Raw genomic sequence first — 20,982 nt, 5'->3', positions numbered from 1 at the left:
GTCAGCCCTTCTTGCCGTTCTTCGCGCCGCTCTTCGGCACGTCGCCGCCCGGGGTCGACGGTGGGCCGCCGGCCACGTCGGCACCGGCGATCTGACCAGGGTCGGCCATCATGCCCAGTTCGGCGCCCGTCAGGGGATCGACGCTGGGGTTGGACTGAGTACGCAGGGCCATCTGGTTCAGCACTTCGGCATCCTTGGGCGGCAGTTCCACGGTCGCGTCACCGCCACCGCCATCGACGTCGGACTGTTCGTCGCGGTCCGACACGACATTCCACTTCGTGCCGCTGTTCCACGAGCCGTTCATTTCCGGACCGCCCTGCGACATATTGAAGTAGACGCTGGCAAATTCCGGGCGCCCCGCAAGTTTGCCCGGTGGGAAGTTCGGCTGGATCGAATACAAGGCCTTTTCAAATGACTTCTGGTGGGCGATCTCGCGCGTCATCAGGAAGCCCAGCGCTTCCTTCACGCCCGGGTCGTCCGTCAGGTTGATCAGGCGTTCGTAGACGATCTTGGCACGGGCCTCGGCCGCGATATTCGAGCGCAGGTCGGCCGTCGGCTCGCCGATCGTGTCGATATAGGCGGCTGTCCACGGCACGCCGGCCGAGTTGACCAGCGGCGCGCCGCCGCCATACAGCACCTGGGTGATATGGCTGTCGTTGCCGGCGCCCGTGATCTTTCGATACAGCTCGCCTTCGTCCTCGACGCCTTCGGCCAGCGCGCCCTTGGCGCCCTTGTTCAGCATGACGACGATATTGCCGATCACCTCCAGGTGGGACAGTTCCTCCGTCGCGATATCGAACAGCATGTCCTTGCGGCCCGGATCGTCCTCGGCCAGGGCCTGCGTGAAGTAACGGCAGGCCGCGGCCAGCTCGCCTTGCGGGCCGCCGAATTGTTCCAACATCAGGTTGGCGAGGCCCGGGTTGGGCTCGCTGACACGTACGGTGTATTGCAATCGCTTATTGTGTGCAAACATTCCTGTTTCTCCTGGGTAGTTGGCATTCGAGAATCACGTGCGACGGTCTGTGCCGCAGCGCGTGGTGTCTGCGAATGATCGCGCAACCACCCCAGCGCAGCTATAGGAGTTGTTCGATAGGCCATGTAGGACGACGACAGCATGGATTGAAACAATTGCCACGGAAAACTCTTCTATCCCGTCGATCCCGGCAGGGGTTCGCCCGTCACCAAACGGCGCAGCAGTTCGCCGCTGCGCTGCGCCGCCGTGGCCTGGGACAGCCGGGCCAGCGCCGCCGGCGCATGGCTGCCGCCGGCGGTGTTGCCGGCCATCGTGCGCAGCAGCTTTTCCTTTTCGTGCAGGGCGCGGATGGCGGACCACAGCGCTTCGTCCACCAGCTGGCCCTGCAGCTCGGCCAGGCTACGCTCGGTCAGCGAGTGGCCCGTATGACAGCGGTAGCGCCGCGGCCCGATGCCTTGCACCTGCCACAGGCTGCCATGGCACTCCGGGCAGGTATAGGTGGACGGCGTGGCGATGCGGGCCAGCGTCTCGATATTGCCGCCGGTGCTGACAAACTGGATTTCCAGCTGCAGCCATTCGGGCGGCGCGATCTCGACGCGGCGCTCCCGTCCGGCCCCGTGCAGTGCCGACTGCGTTACGCGCTGTACCAGCGCGGGGGCGATATCGTCCAGCAGCAGCACCTGGTCCACGTCGACATTCTCGATGGCGCTCAGGGGCATCTCCGGCGCGACGGCATCGGCCGGCAACTGCACGATGGCGTGGCCGCCGCAGGCCTTGATGGCAAACAGGCCGGCCGTGCCGTCGTCCAGCCGCCCCGTCAGGATCACGCCCGTGGCGCGCGCGCCGTAGACGGCGGCGGCGGTCCGGAACAGGGGGTCGATGGCGGGACGGGCGTGGTTTTCGCGGGGGCCGCGCGACAGGGAAATGCGCCGTGCGCCGTCCTGCTCCACCACCAGCAGGTGGAAGTCGGGCGGCGCCACGAGGATGCGGCCTGCTTCGAGCGCATCGCCTTCGCGCGCGTGACGCACAGGCAGTGACGTCAACGGCGCCAGCAGGCTGGGCAGGAGGCTGTCGTGCTGCCCCACGTGCATCGTCACGAGCACGGCGGCGGGCAATCCTGCGGGCAGCGCCGCGACAATGGCACGCAGCGCTTCGAGGCCGCCGGCGGAGGTGCCGATGACGATCACGTCATCGGCGGCAGGGATGGCAAGTTCGATCATGATCCAGTCTCCGGCCTGCGCGCGGGACCGTCGGTGCGCCACTGCACGCAGGTGGCGCACCGCTCCGGGTCACGGCCCCGGGCGGGGCAGCAGCCTTGTGATTTCGTTGCAGAGCACTTCGATGGCGACCGGCTTGGTCAGGAAGGACGAGAATCCCGCATCCAGCGCGGCGCGCACGTCCTGTTCCCGCCCCAGGCCGCTGGCGGCAATGGCCGGCAGGTCCGCCAGTATCGGCACGGCCCGCACGGCGCGGATGAAGTCGAAGCCGTCCATATCGGGCATCGACAGGTCCGACACCAGCAGGTGCACGGGCGCGCCGGATTCGGCCCGGGCCTGCATCAGCGCCAGCCCTTCCATGGCCGTCCTGGCGATCGAGACGGTGGCACCGTCCATCTCGAGCAGGGTCTGGAATACCCTGGCCGAATCCTCGTCGTCGTCCACCAGCAGCAGGTGCCGGCCCGCCACGCAGGCGCCCGGCAAGGTCGACGGCGTCGGCACGCCCGGCGCAGGGTGGCGCGACAGCGGCAGCCACAGCGAAAAGCGGCTGCCCCGGTCGGGCCCCTCGGAAGCGGCCTCGATGCGACCGCCATGCTGCTCGACGATCTGGCGTGCCAGCGCCAGACCGATACCCAGCCCGGCGTGGTGGCGCAGGGCCTTGGCGCTGCCCTGGCGGAACATGCCGAAGAGCTGCGTCAGGCTGGCGGCATCGATGCCGGCGCCCGTGTCCGTCACATCCAGCCGGGCTTGCCCCTCCTCCACGCCGAGCGTGACGGTGACCTTGCCGCCGGCCGGCGTGAACTTGATGGCGTTGCTGAGCAGGTTCAGCACCACCTGCTCCAGCCGCACCGGATCGGCCGGCACGAACACGGGCTCGCCGCTCGAAAGCAGCGAGATGTCGAGCTGCTGCGCCACCGGATCGGCCCGCAGCACTTCCACCAGCTGGCCAGTGACGTCGGCCAGGTCGATATCGCGGCAGTCCAGCGCCAGCTTGCCCGTGTTCAGGCGTGCCATGTCGAGCAGGTCGTCGATGATCTTGGCCTGGCTGGCCACGGCCTTGCGGATGGCGGCGACGGCGCGCGCGGCCGCCGGCGTGTCGCGCACGGGCGCCAGGCGGGCCAGCAGTTCGGCATTGATATAGATCAGGTTGAGCGGATGGCGCAGTTCGTGCGACATGATGGCCAGGAACTCGTCCTTCTGGGCATTGTCGGATTCGGCCTGGTCGCGGCCCGCCTGCGAGCTGCTCAGCTCCGCGTTGCGTTCGCTGTCCCGCTGTGCCCGCAGGGTCTGGTCGCGCGTGATCTTCGCATAGCCGTAGAATTCGCCATTGTGCAGCGGCGTCGTCACGCCCACGCTGAAGAAGCGCGAACCGTCCTTGCGCACGTGCCAGCGCTCGTCCTCGGCGCGCCCCTCCTTGCGGGCCCGCACCCGTTCGTGCGCGGGAATGCCGGCGGCGCGGTCTTCCGGCGTGAAGATGAAGTCCAGCAGCCGCCCCAGCACTTCCTCTTCCTTGTAGCCGAAATTGCGCTCGGCGCCCTTGTTCCAGCCCGTCACGAGGCCTTCGTTGTCGACCGTGATGATGGCATAGTCGTCCGTGCTTTCGGCCACCAGCCGCATCCACTCTTCGCCGCGGCGCAGCTTGTCCTCGGCCTCGCGCCGGCCCGTGATGTCGAAGAAGGTCATCACGGCCCCTTCGATGCGGTCCTCGGTGGTGCGGTACGGCAGCAAGCGGACAATATAGTAGCGTCCGTCATTGCTGCGCACTTCCCGCTCGACCAGGCGCAAGGTGTCGAACGAGGCGGAAACGTCCTCGGCCAGCTGGTCGTAGTCGAGCCGGTGCGTGATGTCGAGCAGCGAGCGGCCGATATCGGTGGGAATCAGCGAGAACACGTCGGCCGCCCTGGGCGTGAAGCGCTTGATGCGCATGGCCCGGTCGACGAAGACGGTGGCGATATTGGTCGACGCGATCAGGTTGTTCAGGTCGTCGTTGGCCTTGCCCGTTTCCTCCACCTTCACCTTCAGCTCGTAGTTGACGGTGATCAGTTCCTCGTTGACGGACTGCAGCTCTTCCTTGCTCGTTTCCAGTTCCTCCGTGGCCGAACGCAGTTCCTCGTTGATGGCCTGCAGCTCCTCGTTCGACGCGCGCAGCTCCTCGTTCGACACTTCCGACTGCTCGATGGTTTCCTGCAGCTTTTCCTTGCTGCGCTGCAGTTCCTGCTCCAGCTGAAGCAGCACCAGGTCCTTGTGCTCGGCCTGCACGGCGGGCGGCTCGCCCACCATCGACTGCTCGGTCTGCTCGAACAGGATCAGCACGAAGTCGCCGTTGGCGCCCTCGTCGTTGAAGGGCCGCACGATGATGTTGACGAAATAGCTGCCCGCGTCGCGCTTGACCAGTACCCGCTGGCCTTCGACGCTGTTGCCGCTCTGGATCGCCTGGTACAGGGCGCTGCGCAGCTCCAGCCGCAGTTCCGGCAGCACCAGCTGCAGGACATTGCGCGACGGCTCGCCGCCCACGTGGCGCAGGAAGCGCCCGGCCGAATCGGAGCTGTGGACGATATTCGAATCGCGGTCGACGACGATGGACGGTGGCGCGAATTTCGACAGCGCACGCTGGTGCACCTCCGCGTAGGAAAATACGCGCCGGGCAGCGGCGCCGCCGCTGGCCAGCTCCGGTGTCCGCGCCGCCGCCGTGGCCGACAGGGCCGGCAGGTAGCGCGCCGCCCGCGACAGGGGCCGGGCCCGGTAGATGCGGTTCTTCTTGTCGACGGGGACGAAGAATTCCGCCGCCGCGTCGGCCGACTCGGACGAGCCGAGGAACAGGTAGCCGTCCGGCTTCAGGGCCGAATGGAACATCTCCATCACGCGCATCTGCACGTCGCGGTTCAGGTAGATCAGCAGGTTGCGGCAGGAGATCAGGTCCAGTTTCGAGAACGGCGGATCGCGCAGCAGGTTGTGGGCGGCGAAGAGGATGCGGTCGCGGATGGTCTTGCGGATGCGGTAGCGTTCATCTTCCTTCGTGAAGAACTGGCGCAGCCGCGACGGCGGCACGTCCATGACGATCGATGCCGGATACAGGCCGGCACGGGCGATGGTGATGGCCTGCTCGTCGATATCGGAGGCGAACACCTGCACGTCCGGCGGGCGCGTCATGCGCGAGGCCTCATCGGCCAGCAGCATCGCCAGCGAATAGGCTTCCTGGCCCGTGGCGCAGGCGGCCACCCAGGCGCGCACCTGCTCGCCGCGCGTCTTGTCGCGGAACAGCTCGGGAATGATGTCCCGTTCCAGCGCCTCGAAGGCTTCGCGGTCGCGGAAGAAGTTGGTCACGCCGATCAGCATGTCCTTCAGCAGCGCCTTGTATTCGGCCGCGTCCTTCTCCAGCAAATCGGCATACATGGGCAGCGACGGCACACCCTTGACCTGCAGGCGCCGCTCGATGCGCCGCATCACGGTGGCGCGCTTGTAGTGGCGGAAGTCGTGGCCCGTGTTCGCGCACAGCATGACGATGACGCGCTGCAGGGCCTCGTCGTTGTCGGCCTGGGTGTCGTCGTCCCCTTCGCCCTCGGGGACGATGGCGCCGTCGTCGTCGCCGCCGTCGTGCGGCAGGTGGATGCGGCGGGTGTGCCCATGAACTTCCGTCAGCTTGTGGGCGATGTCCGTTGCCGGCAGCACGAAATCGACCATGCCGGTGGCGATGGCGGCATTGGGCATGCCATCGTGCTCGGCGTCGTCGGGCAGCTGGGCAAACGTCATGCCGCCGAGCTCCTTGACCCGCTCCAGGCCCACCGAACCGTCCGAACCGGTGCCGGACAGCACCACGGCAAAGGCCTGTTCGCGGTGGGCGTCGGCCAGGGTACGGAAGAAGATATCGATGGCCACGTGCTGGCCCCGGGGTCGCTCCAGTTCGCGCACGTCCAGGTGGCCGTCGTCCATCGACAGCTGCAGGTTCGGCGCGATCACGTACACATGCTCGGGCTGGATGGCAGTACGGTGCGTGACCTGGACCACGGGCATCGCCGTGACCCGCTGCAGCACCGTGTCGGCCGCGCTCTGGTGCTTCGGCGACAGGTGCAGGATGACGACGAAGGCCATGCCGTTCTTGGCCGGCATCTGTTCGAACATGCGCAGCAGGGCCGACAGGCCGCCGGCGGACGCGCCGATGCCGACCACGGGGAAGCCAAGGTTGCTGGGTTCGAGTGCGGATTGGTCCGCCGGTTGCGCGCCTGCCGCACTGCTGAGTGTCATCGCGATCTCTGTTGGTGCCGAAACCCAGAGTCTACCCGATGGACTCCCCCTTGTTAATCGCCATCGGGCATTCGACATGGCGCATGCCGCCTCCTGTCCCTTGGGCGGCCCGAAAACCTGTTGACACTGACAGGCCGGCTCGGCACACTCGCGCCCAACAGCCTTGAAAGGAAGCCGATGATCCGCGACGAACAGACCTTGCGCCTGCTCACCGACAGCCTGCGCCGTTTCGTGCGTGAAGTGCTGGTGCCGGCAGAGCAAGCCGTGGCCGACAGCGACGAGATTGCGCCCGCCATCGTGGCGCAGATGCGCGAGCTGGGCCTGTTCGGCCTGTCGATCCCGGAGCAGTACGGCGGCCTGGCGCTGACGATGGAAGAGGAGGTGATGGTGGCGTTCGAGATCGCGTGGACATCCCCCGCCTTCCGCTCGCTGATCGGCACCAACAACGGCATCGGCGCCCAGGGCATCGTCATCGACGGCACCGAGGCCCAGAAGGCGGCGTACCTGCCCCGGCTGGCGTCGGGCGACATCATCGGCGCCTTCGCCCTGACGGAACCGGACGCCGGCTCGGACGCGGCTTCGCTGCGCACCACGGCCGTGCGCGACGGCGCGTATTACGTCATCAACGGCACCAAGCGCTTCATCACGAACGCGCCGGAAGCGTCGATCTTCACGGTGATGGCCCGCACCGACCCCGAGGGCCAAGGCGCCGGCGCCATTTCCGCCTTCATCGTCGAACGGGGCACGCACGGCCTGTCGCTGGGGCCGACCGATAAAAAGATGGGCCAGCGGGGGGCCCACACCTGCGACGTCATTTTCGAGAACTGCCGGGTGCCGGCGGCGAACCTGATCGGCGGGGTCGAAGGGGTCGGCTTCAAGACGGCCATGAAGGTGCTGGACAAGGGCCGGCTGCATATCGCCGCCGTCTGCGTGGGCGCGGCCGAACGCATGCTGGACGACGCACTGCGCTACGCGTTGGAGCGGCGCCAGTTCGGCCAGCCCATCGCCGAATTCCAGCTGGTGCAGGCCATGCTGGCCGACAGCAAGGCCGAGCTGTACGCGGCCCGCTGCATGGTGCTGGACGCGGCCCGGCGCCGCGACAACGGCCAGGATGTATCGACCGAGGCGTCCTGCTGCAAGCTGTTCGCTTCCGAGATGTGCGGGCGCGTGGCCGACCGCGCCGTGCAGATCCACGGCGGGGCCGGCTATATCGCCGACTATGCGGCCGAGCGCTTCTACCGCGACGTGCGCCTGTTCCGCATCTATGAAGGCACGTCGCAGATCCAGCAGCTCGTCATCGCCCGCAACATGATCCGCGCGGCTCGCGGCTGATGGCGGCGCCGGACATCCCCGCCCTGCTGGCCAGCCTGCCGGCACGCCTGGCCCACGTCGTGCGCGACGGCGCCGCACGCGCGCCGCGGGCCCCGGCCCTGCGCGAGAACGGCAGCGACATCGACTACGGGACGCTTTGGCAAGCCATCGAAGCCGCGGCCGCGCGCCTGCGCGCGCTGGGCGTGCGGCCGGGCGACCGGCTCATGGTGGTGGGCGAGAACTGCGCCAACCAGGTCGCGCTGGTGTTCGCTGCGGGCCTGTGGGACGCCTGGATCGTCAATGTCAACGCGCGGCTGTCGGCCCGCGAGATCGACAGCATCCGCGACCATTGCGGCGCCCGGCGCGTCATCTGCACGCTGTGCGCCTCGCCCGACGCGGCCGCCCATGGCGAGCGCATGGAAGCCGTCTGCCATGCCGGGCCGTTCGGCGACTGGCTGGAAAGCCCCCTGGACGAAGCCTGCGCGCCGGAACCCGTGCACGCCGATGGCGCCGTGCAGCCGGCGGCGCTGATCTACACCACCGGCACCACGGGCCAGCCGAAGGGGGTGATGCTGTCGCACCGCAGCCTGCTGTTCGTGGCCGCCGTCTCCAGCCGCCTGCGGGGTTTGACGCCCGCGGACCGCGCCTACGGCGTGCTGCCCATCTCGCACGTCTACGGTCTGGCCTCGGTCATGCTGGGTACCTTGTACGCGGGCGCCTGCCTGGTGCTGGCCTCGCGCTTCACGGCCACCGGCCTGCTGCGCGCGCTGGACGAGGACCGGCTCACGATCCTGCAGGGCGTGCCGGCCATGTATGCGCGGCTGCTGGAGCTGGCGGGCGACGGCGCCGCGCCGCTGCCGAACCGCCTGCGCTTCGCCTACGCGGGCGGCTCGCCGCTGCCGCCGAGCCTGAAGGCGCCCGCCGAGCGGCTGCTGGGCGTGGCCCTGCACAACGGCTACGGCATGACAGAAAGCGGCCCCACCATCAGCCAGACGGACCTGGCCGCGCCCCGCGCCGACACGTCCGTGGGCCGGCCCATTCCCGGTGTCGCCGTGCGCATCGTCGATGCCGGCGGCGTGGACGTGGCCCCTGGAGACGCCGGCGAGCTGTGGGTACGGGGACCGAACGTCATGCTGGGCTACTACCGGGACCCCGTGCAGACGGCGGCGGCACTGCGGCCCGGTGGCTGGCTCGTCACGGGCGACATGGCGCGCCAGGAGGCCGATGGTGCCCTGTTCATCGTCGGGCGCGCGAAGGAATTGATCATCCGCTCCGGCTTCAATGTCTACCCGCTGGAAGTGGAAAGCGTATTGAATGCCCACCCGGCCGTGACGCAGTCGGCCGTCGTGGGACGGGCGGCGGCCGACGGCAACGAGGAAGTCATCGCCTATGTGGAACTCGATCCCGCCCGCCACGCGACGGTGGAAGAACTGCATGCGTGGGCGGCGCGGCAGCTGGCGCCGTACAAGTGCCCGGCCCTGATCGTCGTGCTGGCCGCCCTGCCGGCGGCGGCCACGGGTAAAATCCTGAAAGGCCGCCTGCGCGATCTGGCCGGCGCCGCACAACATCCATAAGAGGAGACATCATGCATCGAATCTTCAAAGCCCTGGCCCTGGTGGGCATCTGCACGGCCGTCGCGGCGGGCCCCGTCGGCGCCGAGGAATTTCTCGTCGGCGCGCAGTTGCCCCTGACCGGGTCGCTGGCCCGGGTCGGCGGCGGCATGCACGAAGGCGTGATGGTGGCCGCGGAAGTGTTCAACCGCGGCAACGGCAAGCACAAGGTGAAGATCGTCACGGTGGACGACGAATCGGCGCCGGCCAAGGCGATTGCCGCCGTCGAGCAGCTGGCCAGCCAGGGCGTGGCGGCCATCACGGGCGGCTACGGCTCGAACAATATCGCGCCCGCCTCCGAGGCGGCCAACAAGCTGGGACTGGTGTACATCACGTCCGGCGGCGTCGACGACAGCCTCGTGGCGGCGGGGCGCAAGAATTTTTTCCGCATCAATAACACGGCCGGCTACGAAAAGGCGGCACTGGGCCTGTTCGCCGACATGGGCGCGCGCGCCGTGTCGATCGTCCATTCGACCAAGGATGCCACCGCCGACCTGGCCGGCTCCGTGCAGAAGGCGCTGGCGGCCAAGGGCGTGAAAACCACGCTGCATGCCTTCGATCCGGCCATCACGGACTTCAAGCCCATCGTCAACAAGATCCGCCTGCAGGACCGCCCCGACGTGCTCTTCATGGTGGGCTACGAGAACGACTACGTCGGCATCCTGCGCGCGGCCCGCGTGCTGAAACCCCAGGTCAAGGCGATCGTTGGCGTGTGGTCGCTGGCCACGCCGAAGATGGCCAGCGAATTTCCGGACCTGATGCCGAACGTGTTCGGCACGGCCCTGCTGCCCTACCCGGCCACGTTCACCAATGCCGACGGCAAGGCCTTTGCCGACACCTACCGCCAGCTGTACAAGAAGGAGCCGGACTACCTGGGCCAGTTCGGCTATGTGCAGTCGATGCTGCTGTTCGAGGCCATCGCGCGCGCGGCCGACAAGGGCACGGTGAAAAAGGGCGGCATCGCCGAGGAACTGCGCCGCACGGACCGGGAAACGCTGATCGGGCGCGTGCAGTTCGGCGCCAACGGCGACAACCCGAACTTCAGCCACCGCATGGGGCAGCACCAGGGCAAGAACATCGTCATCGTGTGGCCGAAGGAGCATGCCACGGGCAAGATGGCCTACCCGGCCCTGCCCTGGTAACGGCCGGGCCGCCCAATGACGGAACTGGTCCTGCAGGCCCTGTATTCGGGCCTGCTGCAAGGCGGCTCGTACGCGCTGATCGCGCTCGGCCTGGCCCTCGTGTTCGGCACGATGCGCGTGATTAACCTGGCACACGGCGAACTGGTGCTGCTGGCGGCCTACATCGCCTTCACCGTCGAGAGCCGCCTGGGCTGGCCGCCCGTGGCCGCCATTCCGGCCGCCGTCGTGGTGGTGTGCGCGGCCGCCGTCGCCGTGCACGGCATCGTCAGCCGCATCCGCCACGACCGCGAGATCAATTCGCTGATCGCCACCTTCGGCATCGGGGTCATCCTCACCAATGCCATCCTGCTGACGTGGTCGGCCGACGTGCGTTCCACCTCGTCGGCCTGGCTGCAGGAGGCACTCGTGATGGGCCCCCTGTACGCCATGCGCGGCGAACTGGTGTTCTTCGGCGCCAGCGTGGCCCTGATGGGCGCCCTGTGGTGGTGGCTGGCGAAAAGCTGGCATGGCCGTGCCGTGCGGGCCGTCTCCAGCAACCGCGACGCGGCCCAGCTGATGGGCATTCCGCCCGGCCGCACGGAGCTGGTGTCCTTCATCGTGGCCGGCATCCTGGCCGCCTGCGCCGGCGTGGCCCTGTACAGCGTGGGCGTGATCCAGCCGGCCATGGGCGCGGCGCTGACGGTGAAGGCCTTCATCATCACCGTGCTGGCCGGGGTCGGCTCGATTCCCGGCGTGCTGCTGGGCGCCCTGCTGCTGGGCGTGACGGAAGCCCTGACGGTGACGCTGGCCAGTTCGGCGCTGCAGGAACTGGCCGGCATGGGCCTGTTCCTGCTGGTGCTGTTCGTGCTGCCGAACGGCCTGCTGGGCGCGGCCGGGAGGCGCGGATGAAGCGCCTCGGCATCGTCGCCCTGCTGCTGGCGGCCTACGTCGCCGTGCCCCTGCTGCTGGGGCGCAACGCCTACGTCATGAGCCTGATCGACGCGGCCCTCGTCATCGGCGGCGTCGCGATGGCCTGGGCCCTGCTGGGCAACCTGGGCGGCATGGTCAGCTTCGGCCACTCCGCCTTTGTCGGCGTGGGCGGCTACGTGTCGGCCATCGCCACCCTGCACGGCGGCCTGCCCGTGTTCGCCGGGCTGCTGCTGGGCGGCTGCGGCGCCGTGCTGGCGGCCGTCGCCATGCTGCCCGTGCTGCGCCTGCGCGGGCCGTACTTCGCGCTGGCGATCCTGGCCTATGCCCATATCTTCCGCATCCTCGCCACCGAATGGACCGGCGTCACGGGCGGCGCCGGCGGCATCGCCGCCATCCCGCCGCTGCCCGTCGTCGCCGGCATCGACTTCGGCGGCAAGACGGGCGCCTACTTCGTCATCCTCACCATCGTCTGCCTGTTCGCCTGGCTGTATGCGCGCGTGCGCGCCAGCCACCACGGCCTGGCGCTGCGGGCCATGCACGACAGCGAGGACGCCACCCGGGTACTGGGCGTGAACAGCACCTTGCTGAAGGCGGCCATGCTGCTGCTGTCGAGCTTCATGGCCGGCGTGGTCGGCGCCTTCAATGCCCACTACATCGGCTTCCTGGAACCGGATTACGCGTTCGCCGGGCTGTGGGTGACCTTGCCCATCGTGGCCGCCATCTTCGGCGGCTACCGCACCATCCTGGGGCCGCTGGCCGGCGCCGTCGTCGTGTACCTGCTGGATCAGCTGGTGTTCAAGGCGCTGATCCCCAGCGGCCACCAGCTGATCCTGGGCGCGCTGCTGGTGGCGATGATCGTCTTCAGCCCGCGCGGGCTGCTGCCGCTATTGGCCGCCAGGGGTAAGCGCGATGCTTGAGCTGGACAATGTTACCGTGCGCTTCGGCGGCCTGGCAGCCGTCGATGACGTCAGCTTGCGGGCCAGCCCCGGCGAAGTACTGGGCCTGGTGGGGCCGAACGGCGCCGGCAAGACCACGCTGTTCAACGCCATTTCCGGACTGGTGCGCCCCAGCGCCGGCGCGATCCGCTTTCATGGCGCCGACGTGGCGCGCCAGCCCATGTTCCGCCGCGCGCGGCTGGGGATCGGGCGCACCTTCCAGATCCCGCAGCCGCTGCACCAGCTGACGGTGCGCGAGAACCTGGTGGTGGCGCAGCGCTTCGGCACCGGCAAGGTGGACGATGCCCGCATCGCCGAGCTGCTGGACTTCACGGGCCTGGCCGGCAAGGACGGGCGCGATGCCGCAACAAGCCTGGCGCTGACGGAACTGAAGGCGCTGGAAGTGGCCAAGGCGCTGGCCACGGGACCGAAGTTGCTGCTGCTGGACGAAGTGCTGGCCGGGCTGGAGACGGCCGCCAAGCGCCGCTTCATGGCCATGCTGCGCGAGCTGCCGGATCGCTTCGGGGTGGGCATCGTCATCATCGAGCACGATATCGAGACCATCTCGGCCCTGTGTCCCCGCGTGGCCGTACTGGACTTCGGCCGCCTGATCGCCGACGGCGCGCCGGCCGACGTGTTCCGCGACCCGGAAGTGATGCGCAGCTATGTCGGCGCCGGAGGCAAGCATGCTTGACGTGAGCGAAGTACGGGCCGGCTACGGCGCCATCAACGTGCTGTGGGACGCGAGCCTGCAGTTCGCGCCGGGCCGGCTGACGGCCATCATCGGCCCCAACGGCGCCGGCAAGACCACCCTGCTGCGCGCCATCATGGGCCTGCTGCCGGTCACGGCGGGCAGCATCCGGCTGGACGGCGCGCGCATCGACGGCACGGCCACGTGGCGCATGCCGGACCTGGGGGTGGCGATGATTCCGGAAGGGCGGATGATCTTTCGCGACATGACGGTGGAGGAAAACCTCGTCATGGGCGCCTTTCCGAAAGCCCAGCGGCCCCACGTGAAAAGCCGGCTGGAAGCGGCCTATGCGATGTTCCCCCGCCTGGCCGAACGGCGGCGCCAGCTGGCCGGTTCGCTGTCCGGCGGCGAGGCGCAGATGGTGGCGATGGCGCGCGGCCTGATGCCGGACCCGCGCATCCTGATCGTCGACGAGCCGTCGCTGGGCCTGGCGCCGATCGTCGTGACGGAGCTGTTCGCCGTGCTGGCGCGCCTGAAGGCCGAAGGCCGCACCATCGTGCTGGTCGAGCAGAACACGGCCCAGGCGCTGGCCGTGGCCGATCACGTCTACCTGCTGCAGGGCGGGCGCGTGGTGCTGTCGCAGCCGGCGGCCGATGTCGAACTCGATGCACTGCATGCACGCTATTTCGCCGTGTGACCAGGCTTAGCCGGTGCGCTGGCTCTTCCAGTCGTCCAGCGGCGGGCTGCCCACCAGGGCCGTGAAATCCCGTGTCGGATGGCCTGGTTGCACAAGCCCAGGAACTGGGCCCCGTCCGTCAACGCCACCCTGTGCGCCGTGAGCGACACGACGGACCCTGCCCGGCCAGGTCCCATTCGACGATCCGGAAAAAACCCCGATGGCCCGTGGCGGCGCAGCAGGCGATTTGCTAGAGGGCGTAGCTGACGACGACGTAGAAATGGGGCGCCACCGGGTAGACCTGGTCGGCCGGCGCCAGCGGCCCCTGGTGCGGCTTGACGCGGCGCGCCAGGGCATCGCTTTCGTCATACACGAGCGACGTGCTGGCCACGGGCTGCGTCTCCCACTGCCATTCGCGCAGGCGGTGCCCCGTTTCGCCGTCGATTGGCGCACGGGCCGCCTCGGCGCGGTAGGCCGGCGCATTGGACAGGAAGCGCACCGTGTGGATCGCGTGGATCTGCGTGGCGCGCAGCGGCGTGACGAAGACGGCGGCCAGCATCAGGGCCGCCAGCACGCAGCAGGCGGCGGGCAGGAACAGGCGCTGCCAGAAATTCTTCAGGGCCAGCAGGGCCAGCAGCGCCAGGGCGATGCCGACAGGGACGGCCGTGGGAATGCGCTGGGCGCGGTAGAACAGCAGGCCGTCGAGCAGCAGCACGAACAGCACCAGCAGGAAGGGCAACAGCAGCCGCAAGCGGCTTGGCGGAGCGGCGCCGCGCTCGTCATCGGGGGCGCGGGAAGTGCGGCGATTGGCGCGGTTCGCACTCATCATGGTGTCTTTCGGTGGGCGGCAAAGCCATGCGCAGGTAAGCCATTGGCGGGTAACGCATATAGTACCGGACAATGGAGCCGCGCCGCCCTCAGCGATGCACCAGGTGCGTAATCTCGATCAATTGCTGGTGGTAGATCGTGGCCAGGCGGCCCACCGCCGCATGCAGCGCCGGATCGGCCGGACTGTAGGCCAGTTGGCCGTCGCGCGTGCTGATGCAAAAGCCGCCCGTCACCAGCTGCTGGACGATCAGTTCGGCCTGCGTCACGCTTTGCAGGTAGAGCTGGCGGGCGATGGCTTCGGCGGTCCATATCTGGTCCGGCGCGCCGTGCAGCAGCAACAATGCCTCGACGAAGGGGACGGACGGTAAGGTCGTGATAAAGCTGCGTAGTTCTGGACTCAAGTCCTGCATGATTCGTTTCGTTTCGCTTCCGCTACCGCCCGGCGCGCCGGACGGCGTGTAACCGAGGCATGCCGTGCCTCGCTTTGATTTTCTCCGACAAAGTGCCGTTGCCGCGTAAACCATTGCGCCGCTTGGCGCGTTGACAATGAATGGCCGACACAGCCGTAAATTATATTCGCAAAAATATATTTGTGCTGCACGGGAAGTACGGCGCACGGGCACGACGACAAGTAGACGACGGGACAACAGGGATGACCAGCAAGAGCGGGAACAAGAGCAACGGGACCAGGAGCACGGGGGACACGGGCAAAGCGAGACTTGCGGCAGGCGAGCCGGCCACCAGCCTGGATGTGCTGCAGAAGGTGCGCATCGTCATCCGGGCCGCGCAGCGCCATTCGCTGTGGGTGGAAAAGCAGTGCGGCGTCAACGGGGCCCAATTGTGGATCATGCAGGAACTGGCCGAGGCGCCCGGGCTCCGGGTGGGCCAGGTGACGGCCCTGCTGGCGATCCAGCAGGCCACCACCAGCAACCTGCTCGAAGGGCTGGTGCGCAAGGGCCTCGTCGTCAAGACGCGCGACCCCGCGGACCAGCGTGTGGTAAAACTGTTCCTTTCCGCACAGGGGCTGGCGCTGCTCGAAGCGGCGCCGAAACCGGCACGTGGCCTGCTGCCCGAGGCACTGGCCAGCCTGGCGCCGGCGCACCTGGCACGGCTGAACGCCGGCCTGCAAGGGCTGTTGTCCAGCATCGAGGTGATCGACGAAGGCTTCGGCCTGGAGCCCCTGCCCTTCACCATGTAAGCGAATCTGGAGAGAACATGAACGACGGCGAGCACGACCAACGCCGCAAGGACGATGCCATCGTTCGACGGGCCGCCGGCGCCCCCGATGGCAAGGAGCGCGAAGGCAGCCGCCGCAAGGACGACACGCCCCGCTACCTCAATCCCGGCGACTCGATTTTCAGCCTGTGGGGCCGCGTCATCAAGGCGCGCTACCAGCGCATCGCGGCCGCCGCCACGCGGCACGTGCTGCAGCGCCCCCTGCGCATCGGCATCTCGGCACGCATCTTCCATCCCGAGGCCGGCGCCACGGGCCTGCGCAGCAAGAACCTGCAATACCTGGAGGAGTCCATCGCGCAGTGGGTGATGTCGCGCGACGTGCTGGTCTTCATGATCCCCACGGTGAACACGGACGGCCTGCTGCACCCGTCGAACATCCGCCTGCGCGACTACGCCCGCCACCTGGACGGCCTGGTGCTGCAGGGCGGCGCCGACGTCTCGCCGCAAAGCTACGCGGAGACGCCGACGCGGCCCGAATGGAGCGGCGACCGCGCCCGCGACATGTACGAGCTGGAACTGCTGCATGAATTCGTCGAGGCGGGCAAGCCCGTGCTGGGCATCTGCCGCGGCTGCCAGCTGATCAACGTGGCCTTCGGCGGCACCTTGTACCAGGACATCGCCACGGACGTGCCGACGGCCATGCCGCACGTGCACGACGATTACGATCGCCACCGCCACGAGATCGTCTTCCCGGCCGACTCCTCGCTGGCCAAGCTGTTCGGCCAGCGCCTGGGCGGCGTCGTCAACTCGATCCACCACCAGGCCGTCAAGACCTTGGGCCGCGACATGCAGGTCGAGGCGATGTCCGTGCCGGACGGTGTCGTCGAAGCCATCCGCTACCGCAAGGCGCCGTTCGTCATGGGCCTGCAGTGGCACCCCGAGTTCCACCGCGCCGGCGGCGAGGAGCTGCTCGACTGCACGGGCATCCTCGACAACTTCCTGCGCGTGGCGCGCGAAACGCGCTTCTGACGCCTGCCTGAAAACCGGGGACAGTCCCCTGTTTTCAGGCAATCTTCACGCAATCGTCACATCCTGCCCTTGAAGCGCCGCACGGCGGCATCCACCACGCCTTCGACGCTGCCCGCAGACGCGAACTGGTCGCGCAGGTAGGTGGCGTCGCTGCCCATGTGGGTCACCTGCATCAGGTGGTTCAGCGCCGCGGTGCCGCCCAGCTTCTCGGCATACGGGTCCATCTTGCGCAGGGTCGTCAGGATGTCCTCGCGCAGCGACAGGCTTTCGTAGGTCTTCGGGTGCACCACGGTGCCGTCCAGGCCGAAGCGGCAGGCCTGGAAGCGGTTGTAGTTGTAGACCAGGTAGTCGTCTTCCGCCGGCGGTTCCTCCTTGCGCTCCAGCAGGTACGCGCACAGCGCCTGCAGGTAGCAGGCCAGGGCCGCAGCCCGCTCCACCGTCAGCGGTGTGTCGCACACGCGCAGCTCGATGGTGCCATATTCCGGCTTGGGCCGGATGTCCCAGTAGAAGTCCTTCATGCTTTTGATGACGCCCGTATGCTCCATCTTGGCAAAATAATTGTGCTCGAACTCGTCCCAGGACAGCAGGAACGGCGCCCGCCCGCTCATCGGGAAGGCGAACACGGAGTTCAGCCGGGCCGAGTGGAACAGCGTGTCGCCGCCCTGCACGAACGGCGACGAGGCCGACAGCGCGATGAAGTGCGGCAGGTAGCGCGACAGCGAGTGCAGCAGGAACAGCGCATCGTCGCCGTTGGCGCAGCCGATGTGCACGTGCTGGCCGAACACGGTGAACTGCTTGGCCAGGTAGCCGTACAGCTGCGACACCTGCTTGAAACGGGGCTTCTCGAAGATGCGCCGGTCGACCCACTTCTGGAACGGGTGCGTGCCGCCGCCGGCGATGCCGATATTGAGCTGCTCGCCCGCCGTGACGAGGGTGTCGCGCACCTCGTGCAGCTGGGCCAGCAGCTCGTTGTGGCGGGTGTGCACGTCGCTGTTAATCTCGATCATGCTCTCGGTGATCTCCGGCGTGACGTTGCCGGGGAAAGGCTTGCGCGCCAGCAGGTGCAGCAGATCCGGGCTCGATGCCGTCAGGTCGTAGTCGGAAAAGCTGACCAGCTGCAGCTCCAGCTCGACGCCCATGGTCAGCGGCGTACCGCCCTTGAATGCTTCCAGTGCCATGCTTTACTCCTTGGCCGTTTCGCGCGCCATGATGAGGGCGCGCTGGGTGAAGATGGGGCCGATCACTTCCATGAACAAGGTCATCGCGGCGACGGCCGCCAGCTCGTCCACCAGGACGATGCCGGCATACTTGGTCTGCTCCAGGAGCAGCACGACGAAGACGGACATGGGCGACAGCGCCACGCCCGTCAGCAGACCCTTGCGCCACGGGATGCCGCCCGCATGGGCGAACGCGGCGACGCTGGCCGCCTTGACGACGAAGCGCGCCAGCAGCAGCACCAGCGCCAGTCCGCCGCCGAACAGCACGTTGTTCCAGCTCAGGGTGGAGACGGCGAAGACGAACAGCAGCACCGTCATCAGTTCGCCGATGGCGCCGAAATTGCGCTCCGTGCTGGTAAAGGTGACGCGGCGGTGGCGGGCCGTCAGGCCGAAGGCCAGGGTGGCCAGCACCGGGGACAGGTCGGCCGCGTGCGTGATGGCCACGAGGATGACGACCACCAGCGCGAACGCCACGGTGCCGTCGCGCGCCAGGGTGCCCAGGTGGCGCAGCACGGCCGGCACCACCATGCCGAAGATGGCGCCCAGCAGGGCCGACGCCACCAGCTCGATCAGGCTGTGCGAGATGGCCTGCGTCAGGCTGCCGGACGTCTGGAACACCCAGAAGCCGACGATGACCTTGAACGACAGCACGGCCAGCACGCAGTTGATCGCCACCAGGTGCAGCACGCGCTCGGTCACCTGCCCTGAACTGCGCTGCTCATTGATGACGCGCAGCACGCCGGCCGGCGACGTCGACATCGCCAGCGACGCCAGCAGCAGCGCCGTCATCGACGGCAGTCCCCACAGGTTGGCGATCAGGTAGACCACCGCAAAGGTGCCGAAGGCTTCCACCAGGCCGCTCAGCGCCACCCACGGATTGATGCGCAGCCAGTTCAGATTGACGCGGTAGCCCAGCTCGAACAGGATCAGGCCGAACGCGACGTTGGCCAGCAGGGTAACGGGACTGTTGCCTTCCGTCGTGAACAGGTCAGGGAAGGCCTGGGCACACAGGAAGCCGACCAGGCCATACACGCTGATGCGCGGCAGCCTGGTCCAGCGGTGAATGAATTCGCCGGCCAGCCAGGCCAGCAGGACAGCGAGCGGCCAGGCAAGTTCGGCCGAGATAACCAGGAAATCTGGCATTGAGGGCTCCTCCTATTGTTGAGTTGGCGCCGGGCAGGATCGGCAATCGAGCAAGACAAATATATTTGTCCAAATATATTCGGCGGGCAATTGTAACATCCGTGCATCGGCCCGATCCGTGGCTGGAACGGGCTTCCAGCACTCATCCGTTGTGACTTGTGGTGACTTTATAGCAAGAAACGAAATCGCGTCGCACAAACGCCTGTCCGGGAGATAGTCCCGGAGTGCGCCTACCCTTCCAGGAAAACTCGGGGAGAGTCCCAGTATTCTCCGATCCCTCCCGGCAGATCCCGGGACGGTCCCCGAAAAATCCGAAACAGTCCCGGATTATCCTGACGGGGGCGCGGCGCGCGGGTCGGCGCTACAATGCAGGCCGCCCCTCTCCTCAAAACTGAAAAGGATCACCATGCTGGAACTACTCAGCGAGCACGCCTGCTTCGGCGGCATGCAGCGTTTTTTCCGCCACCAGTCGAGCGCCGTCGGCCTGCCGATGCGCTTTTCCGTGTTCATACCGCCCCATGCGGACGGCGCACGCCTGCCAGCGCTGTTCTACCTCGCGGGCCTGACGTGCAACGAGGAGACCTTCATGACGAAAGCCGGCGCCCAGCGCGTCGCCGCCGAGGAAGGCATCATCCTGATCGCGCCGGATACCAGCCCCCGTGGCGCGAACATTCCCGGCGAGGCCGAGTCCTGGGACTTCGGCGTCGGCGCCGGCTTCTACCTGGATGCGACCGAACAGCCGTGGGCGAAGCACTACCGCATGGAGAGCTACCTGCACGAGCTGCGCGCGCTGGTGCTGGAGCAGTCGCCCGTCGACCCGGCCCGCATCGGCATCTTCGGCCACTCGATGGGCGGCCACGGCGCGCTGACCCTGGCGCTGCGCCGGCCCGACCTGTTCCGCACCGTGTCGGCCTTCGCGCCGATCGCCGCGCCGATTCGCTGCCCGTGGGGCAAGAAGGCCTTCACTGGCTACCTGGGCGCGGACGAAAGCACCTGGGCCGGGCACGACGCCACCGCCCTGATGGCCCGGGCCCGTGCGCCCTTCCCCGGCGGCATCCTGATCGACCAGGGCCTGGCCGACAAGTTCCTGGCCGAGCAGCTGTATCCGGAAGCGTTCGAGGAAGCCTGCGCGGCGGCCGGCCAGAGCCTGACCCTGCGCCGCCACGCCGGCTACGACCATGGCTACTACTTCATCGCCACCTTCGTTGCCGACCACCTGCGCTGGCACGCGGCCCAGCTGAAGGCGTGAAGCTTATAGCCTGATCTCGGTGCCCAGCAGGCGCAGGAACTGGGCCAGCCATTGCGGGTGGGCCGGCCATGCGGGAGCCGTGACGAACTGGCCATCCGTGACGGCGGCATCGACGGCAATGTCGGCGAAGTCGGCGCCGGCCAGCTTCACTTCAGGCGCGCAGGCGGGGTAGCAGGAGATATTGCGGCCGCGGATGACGTCGGCCGCCGCCAGCAGCTGGGCGCCGTGGCAGACGGCGGCGATCGGCTTGCCGCTGGCGGCGAACTCGCGCACCACCTCGATCACGCGGGGATTGAGGCGCAGGTACTCGGGCGCGCGCCCACCGGCGATCATCAGCGCGTCATACTTCGCCACGTCGACGTCGTCGAAGGCAGCGTTCAGCGCGAACAGGTGGCCCGGCTTTTCCGTATAGGTCTGGTCGCCTTCGAAATCATGGATGGCCGTCTTGATCTTGTCACCCGCGCCCTTGCCGGGGCAGACGGCATGCACCGTGTGGCCCACGGCCTGCAGTGCCTGGAACGGCACCATGGTTTCGTAGTCCTCGGCGAAGTCGCCGGTCAGGAAGAGGATGGTTTTCGCGGCCATGATGGACTCCCTCGCAGTTAAGGAAAAAACATCATAGCGCAAAAAAGGG

General features: G+C 67.8%; 18 protein-coding genes. 10 read left to right on the top strand and 8 right to left on the bottom strand.

What is annotated here, in order from left to right; translation table 11 throughout:
* Position 1: 1 nt before the first annotated feature.
* The 3 genes from GM672_RS16240 to GM672_RS16230 all read right to left on the bottom strand — a co-directional run bounded on the left by GM672_RS16240 (position 2) and on the right by GM672_RS16230 (position 6,432).
* Complete coding sequence (locus GM672_RS16240) at positions 2 to 973, bottom strand: manganese catalase family protein (RefSeq protein WP_155471581.1); 972 nt, start codon at positions 971 to 973, stop codon at positions 2 to 4.
* Positions 974 to 1,146: 173 nt separating this feature from the next.
* On the bottom strand, positions 1,147 to 2,193 hold the full coding sequence (locus GM672_RS16235; RefSeq protein WP_155471580.1) for a chemotaxis protein CheB: 1,047 nt from the start codon (positions 2,191 to 2,193) through the stop codon (positions 1,147 to 1,149).
* 69 nt (positions 2,194 to 2,262) lie between these two features.
* A complete protein-coding gene (locus GM672_RS16230) occupies positions 2,263 to 6,432 on the bottom strand; it encodes a CheR family methyltransferase (RefSeq protein ID WP_155471579.1) in 4,170 nt (1,389 codons plus the stop codon).
* A 177-nt stretch (positions 6,433 to 6,609) separates the two neighbouring features.
* On the opposite strand from GM672_RS16230, the gene GM672_RS16225 reads away from it, so the two are divergent.
* The 7 genes from GM672_RS16225 to GM672_RS16195 are packed head-to-tail and all read left to right on the top strand — an operon-like array spanning position 6,610 to position 13,727.
* Positions 6,610 to 7,764 (top strand): acyl-CoA dehydrogenase family protein, encoded by a 1,155-nt coding sequence (locus GM672_RS16225; protein WP_155471578.1) that lies wholly within the window; start codon positions 6,610 to 6,612, stop codon positions 7,762 to 7,764.
* On the top strand, positions 7,764 to 9,317 hold the full coding sequence (locus tag GM672_RS16220) for a class I adenylate-forming enzyme family protein (protein ID WP_155471577.1): 1,554 nt from the start codon (positions 7,764 to 7,766) through the stop codon (positions 9,315 to 9,317). Before GM672_RS16225 ends, GM672_RS16220 begins: the two co-directional genes overlap by 1 nt.
* Before the next feature lie 11 nt (positions 9,318 to 9,328).
* Positions 9,329 to 10,495 (top strand): ABC transporter substrate-binding protein, encoded by a 1,167-nt coding sequence (locus tag GM672_RS16215; RefSeq protein ID WP_155471576.1) that lies wholly within the window; start codon positions 9,329 to 9,331, stop codon positions 10,493 to 10,495.
* A 15-nt stretch (positions 10,496 to 10,510) separates the two neighbouring features.
* Entirely contained in the window at positions 10,511 to 11,383 is an 873-nt protein-coding gene (locus GM672_RS16210; protein WP_155471575.1) for a branched-chain amino acid ABC transporter permease, read from the top strand.
* Positions 11,380 to 12,321, top strand: coding sequence for a branched-chain amino acid ABC transporter permease (locus tag GM672_RS16205; RefSeq protein WP_155471574.1), 942 nt, complete (start codon positions 11,380 to 11,382; stop codon positions 12,319 to 12,321). Before GM672_RS16210 ends, GM672_RS16205 begins: the two co-directional genes overlap by 4 nt.
* Positions 12,314 to 13,033, top strand: a complete 720-nt coding sequence (locus tag GM672_RS16200) for an ABC transporter ATP-binding protein (RefSeq protein WP_155471573.1) — start codon at positions 12,314 to 12,316, stop codon at positions 13,031 to 13,033. Before GM672_RS16205 ends, GM672_RS16200 begins: the two co-directional genes overlap by 8 nt.
* Positions 13,026 to 13,727, top strand: a complete 702-nt coding sequence (locus GM672_RS16195; protein ID WP_155471572.1) for an ABC transporter ATP-binding protein — start codon at positions 13,026 to 13,028, stop codon at positions 13,725 to 13,727. Before GM672_RS16200 ends, GM672_RS16195 begins: the two co-directional genes overlap by 8 nt.
* Positions 13,728 to 13,956: 229 nt before the next feature.
* Here the strand turns inward: GM672_RS16195 and GM672_RS16190 are convergent, their stop codons facing one another.
* The gene (locus tag GM672_RS16190) at positions 13,957 to 14,535 is read right to left on the bottom strand and encodes a hypothetical protein (RefSeq protein WP_155471571.1); all 579 of its coding nucleotides are present in this window, start codon (positions 14,533 to 14,535) and stop codon (positions 13,957 to 13,959) included.
* A gap of 88 nt (positions 14,536 to 14,623) precedes the next feature.
* Positions 14,624 to 14,944 (bottom strand): hypothetical protein, encoded by a 321-nt coding sequence (locus GM672_RS16185; RefSeq protein ID WP_155471570.1) that lies wholly within the window; start codon positions 14,942 to 14,944, stop codon positions 14,624 to 14,626.
* 242 nt (positions 14,945 to 15,186) lie between these two features.
* Here GM672_RS16185 and GM672_RS30165 point away from each other — a divergent pair, with 242 nt between their 5' ends.
* Together GM672_RS30165 and GM672_RS16175 are read left to right on the top strand one after the other, a co-directional pair.
* Complete coding sequence (locus tag GM672_RS30165) at positions 15,187 to 15,732, top strand: MarR family winged helix-turn-helix transcriptional regulator (protein ID WP_155471569.1); 546 nt, start codon at positions 15,187 to 15,189, stop codon at positions 15,730 to 15,732.
* Between the two features lie 17 nt (positions 15,733 to 15,749).
* Positions 15,750 to 16,739: a gamma-glutamyl-gamma-aminobutyrate hydrolase family protein gene (locus tag GM672_RS16175; RefSeq protein ID WP_155471568.1), complete on the top strand. Its 990-nt coding sequence runs from the start codon at positions 15,750 to 15,752 to the stop codon at positions 16,737 to 16,739.
* A 56-nt stretch (positions 16,740 to 16,795) separates the two neighbouring features.
* Here GM672_RS16175 and GM672_RS16170 read toward each other — a convergent pair whose 3' ends face one another.
* Positions 16,796 to 17,917 carry a YbdK family carboxylate-amine ligase gene (locus GM672_RS16170; RefSeq protein ID WP_155471567.1) on the bottom strand — a complete coding sequence of 374 codons (1,122 nt, stop codon included), beginning with the start codon at positions 17,915 to 17,917 and terminating at the stop codon, positions 16,796 to 16,798.
* Between the two features lie 3 nt (positions 17,918 to 17,920).
* Complete coding sequence (locus GM672_RS16165; protein WP_155471566.1) at positions 17,921 to 19,099, bottom strand: cation:proton antiporter; 1,179 nt, start codon at positions 19,097 to 19,099, stop codon at positions 17,921 to 17,923.
* Positions 19,100 to 19,505: 406 nt separating this feature from the next.
* Between GM672_RS16165 and fghA the strand changes: the two genes are divergently transcribed.
* Entirely contained in the window at positions 19,506 to 20,348 is an 843-nt protein-coding gene (fghA, locus tag GM672_RS16160; RefSeq protein ID WP_308807445.1) for an S-formylglutathione hydrolase, read from the top strand.
* A gap of 3 nt (positions 20,349 to 20,351) precedes the next feature.
* On the opposite strand, the gene GM672_RS16155 is transcribed toward fghA, so the two are convergent.
* On the bottom strand, positions 20,352 to 20,933 hold the full coding sequence (locus GM672_RS16155; protein ID WP_155471565.1) for a DJ-1/PfpI family protein: 582 nt from the start codon (positions 20,931 to 20,933) through the stop codon (positions 20,352 to 20,354).
* Positions 20,934 to 20,982: the final 49 nt, after the last annotated feature.

Origin of the sequence: Pseudoduganella buxea (assembly GCF_009720835.1) — a bacterium.
Lineage (GTDB): Bacteria > Pseudomonadota > Gammaproteobacteria > Burkholderiales > Burkholderiaceae_D > Rugamonas > Rugamonas buxea.
The sequence above is the reverse complement of the archived record's forward strand: the minus strand, read 5'-3'. Positions and strand labels throughout refer to the sequence as shown.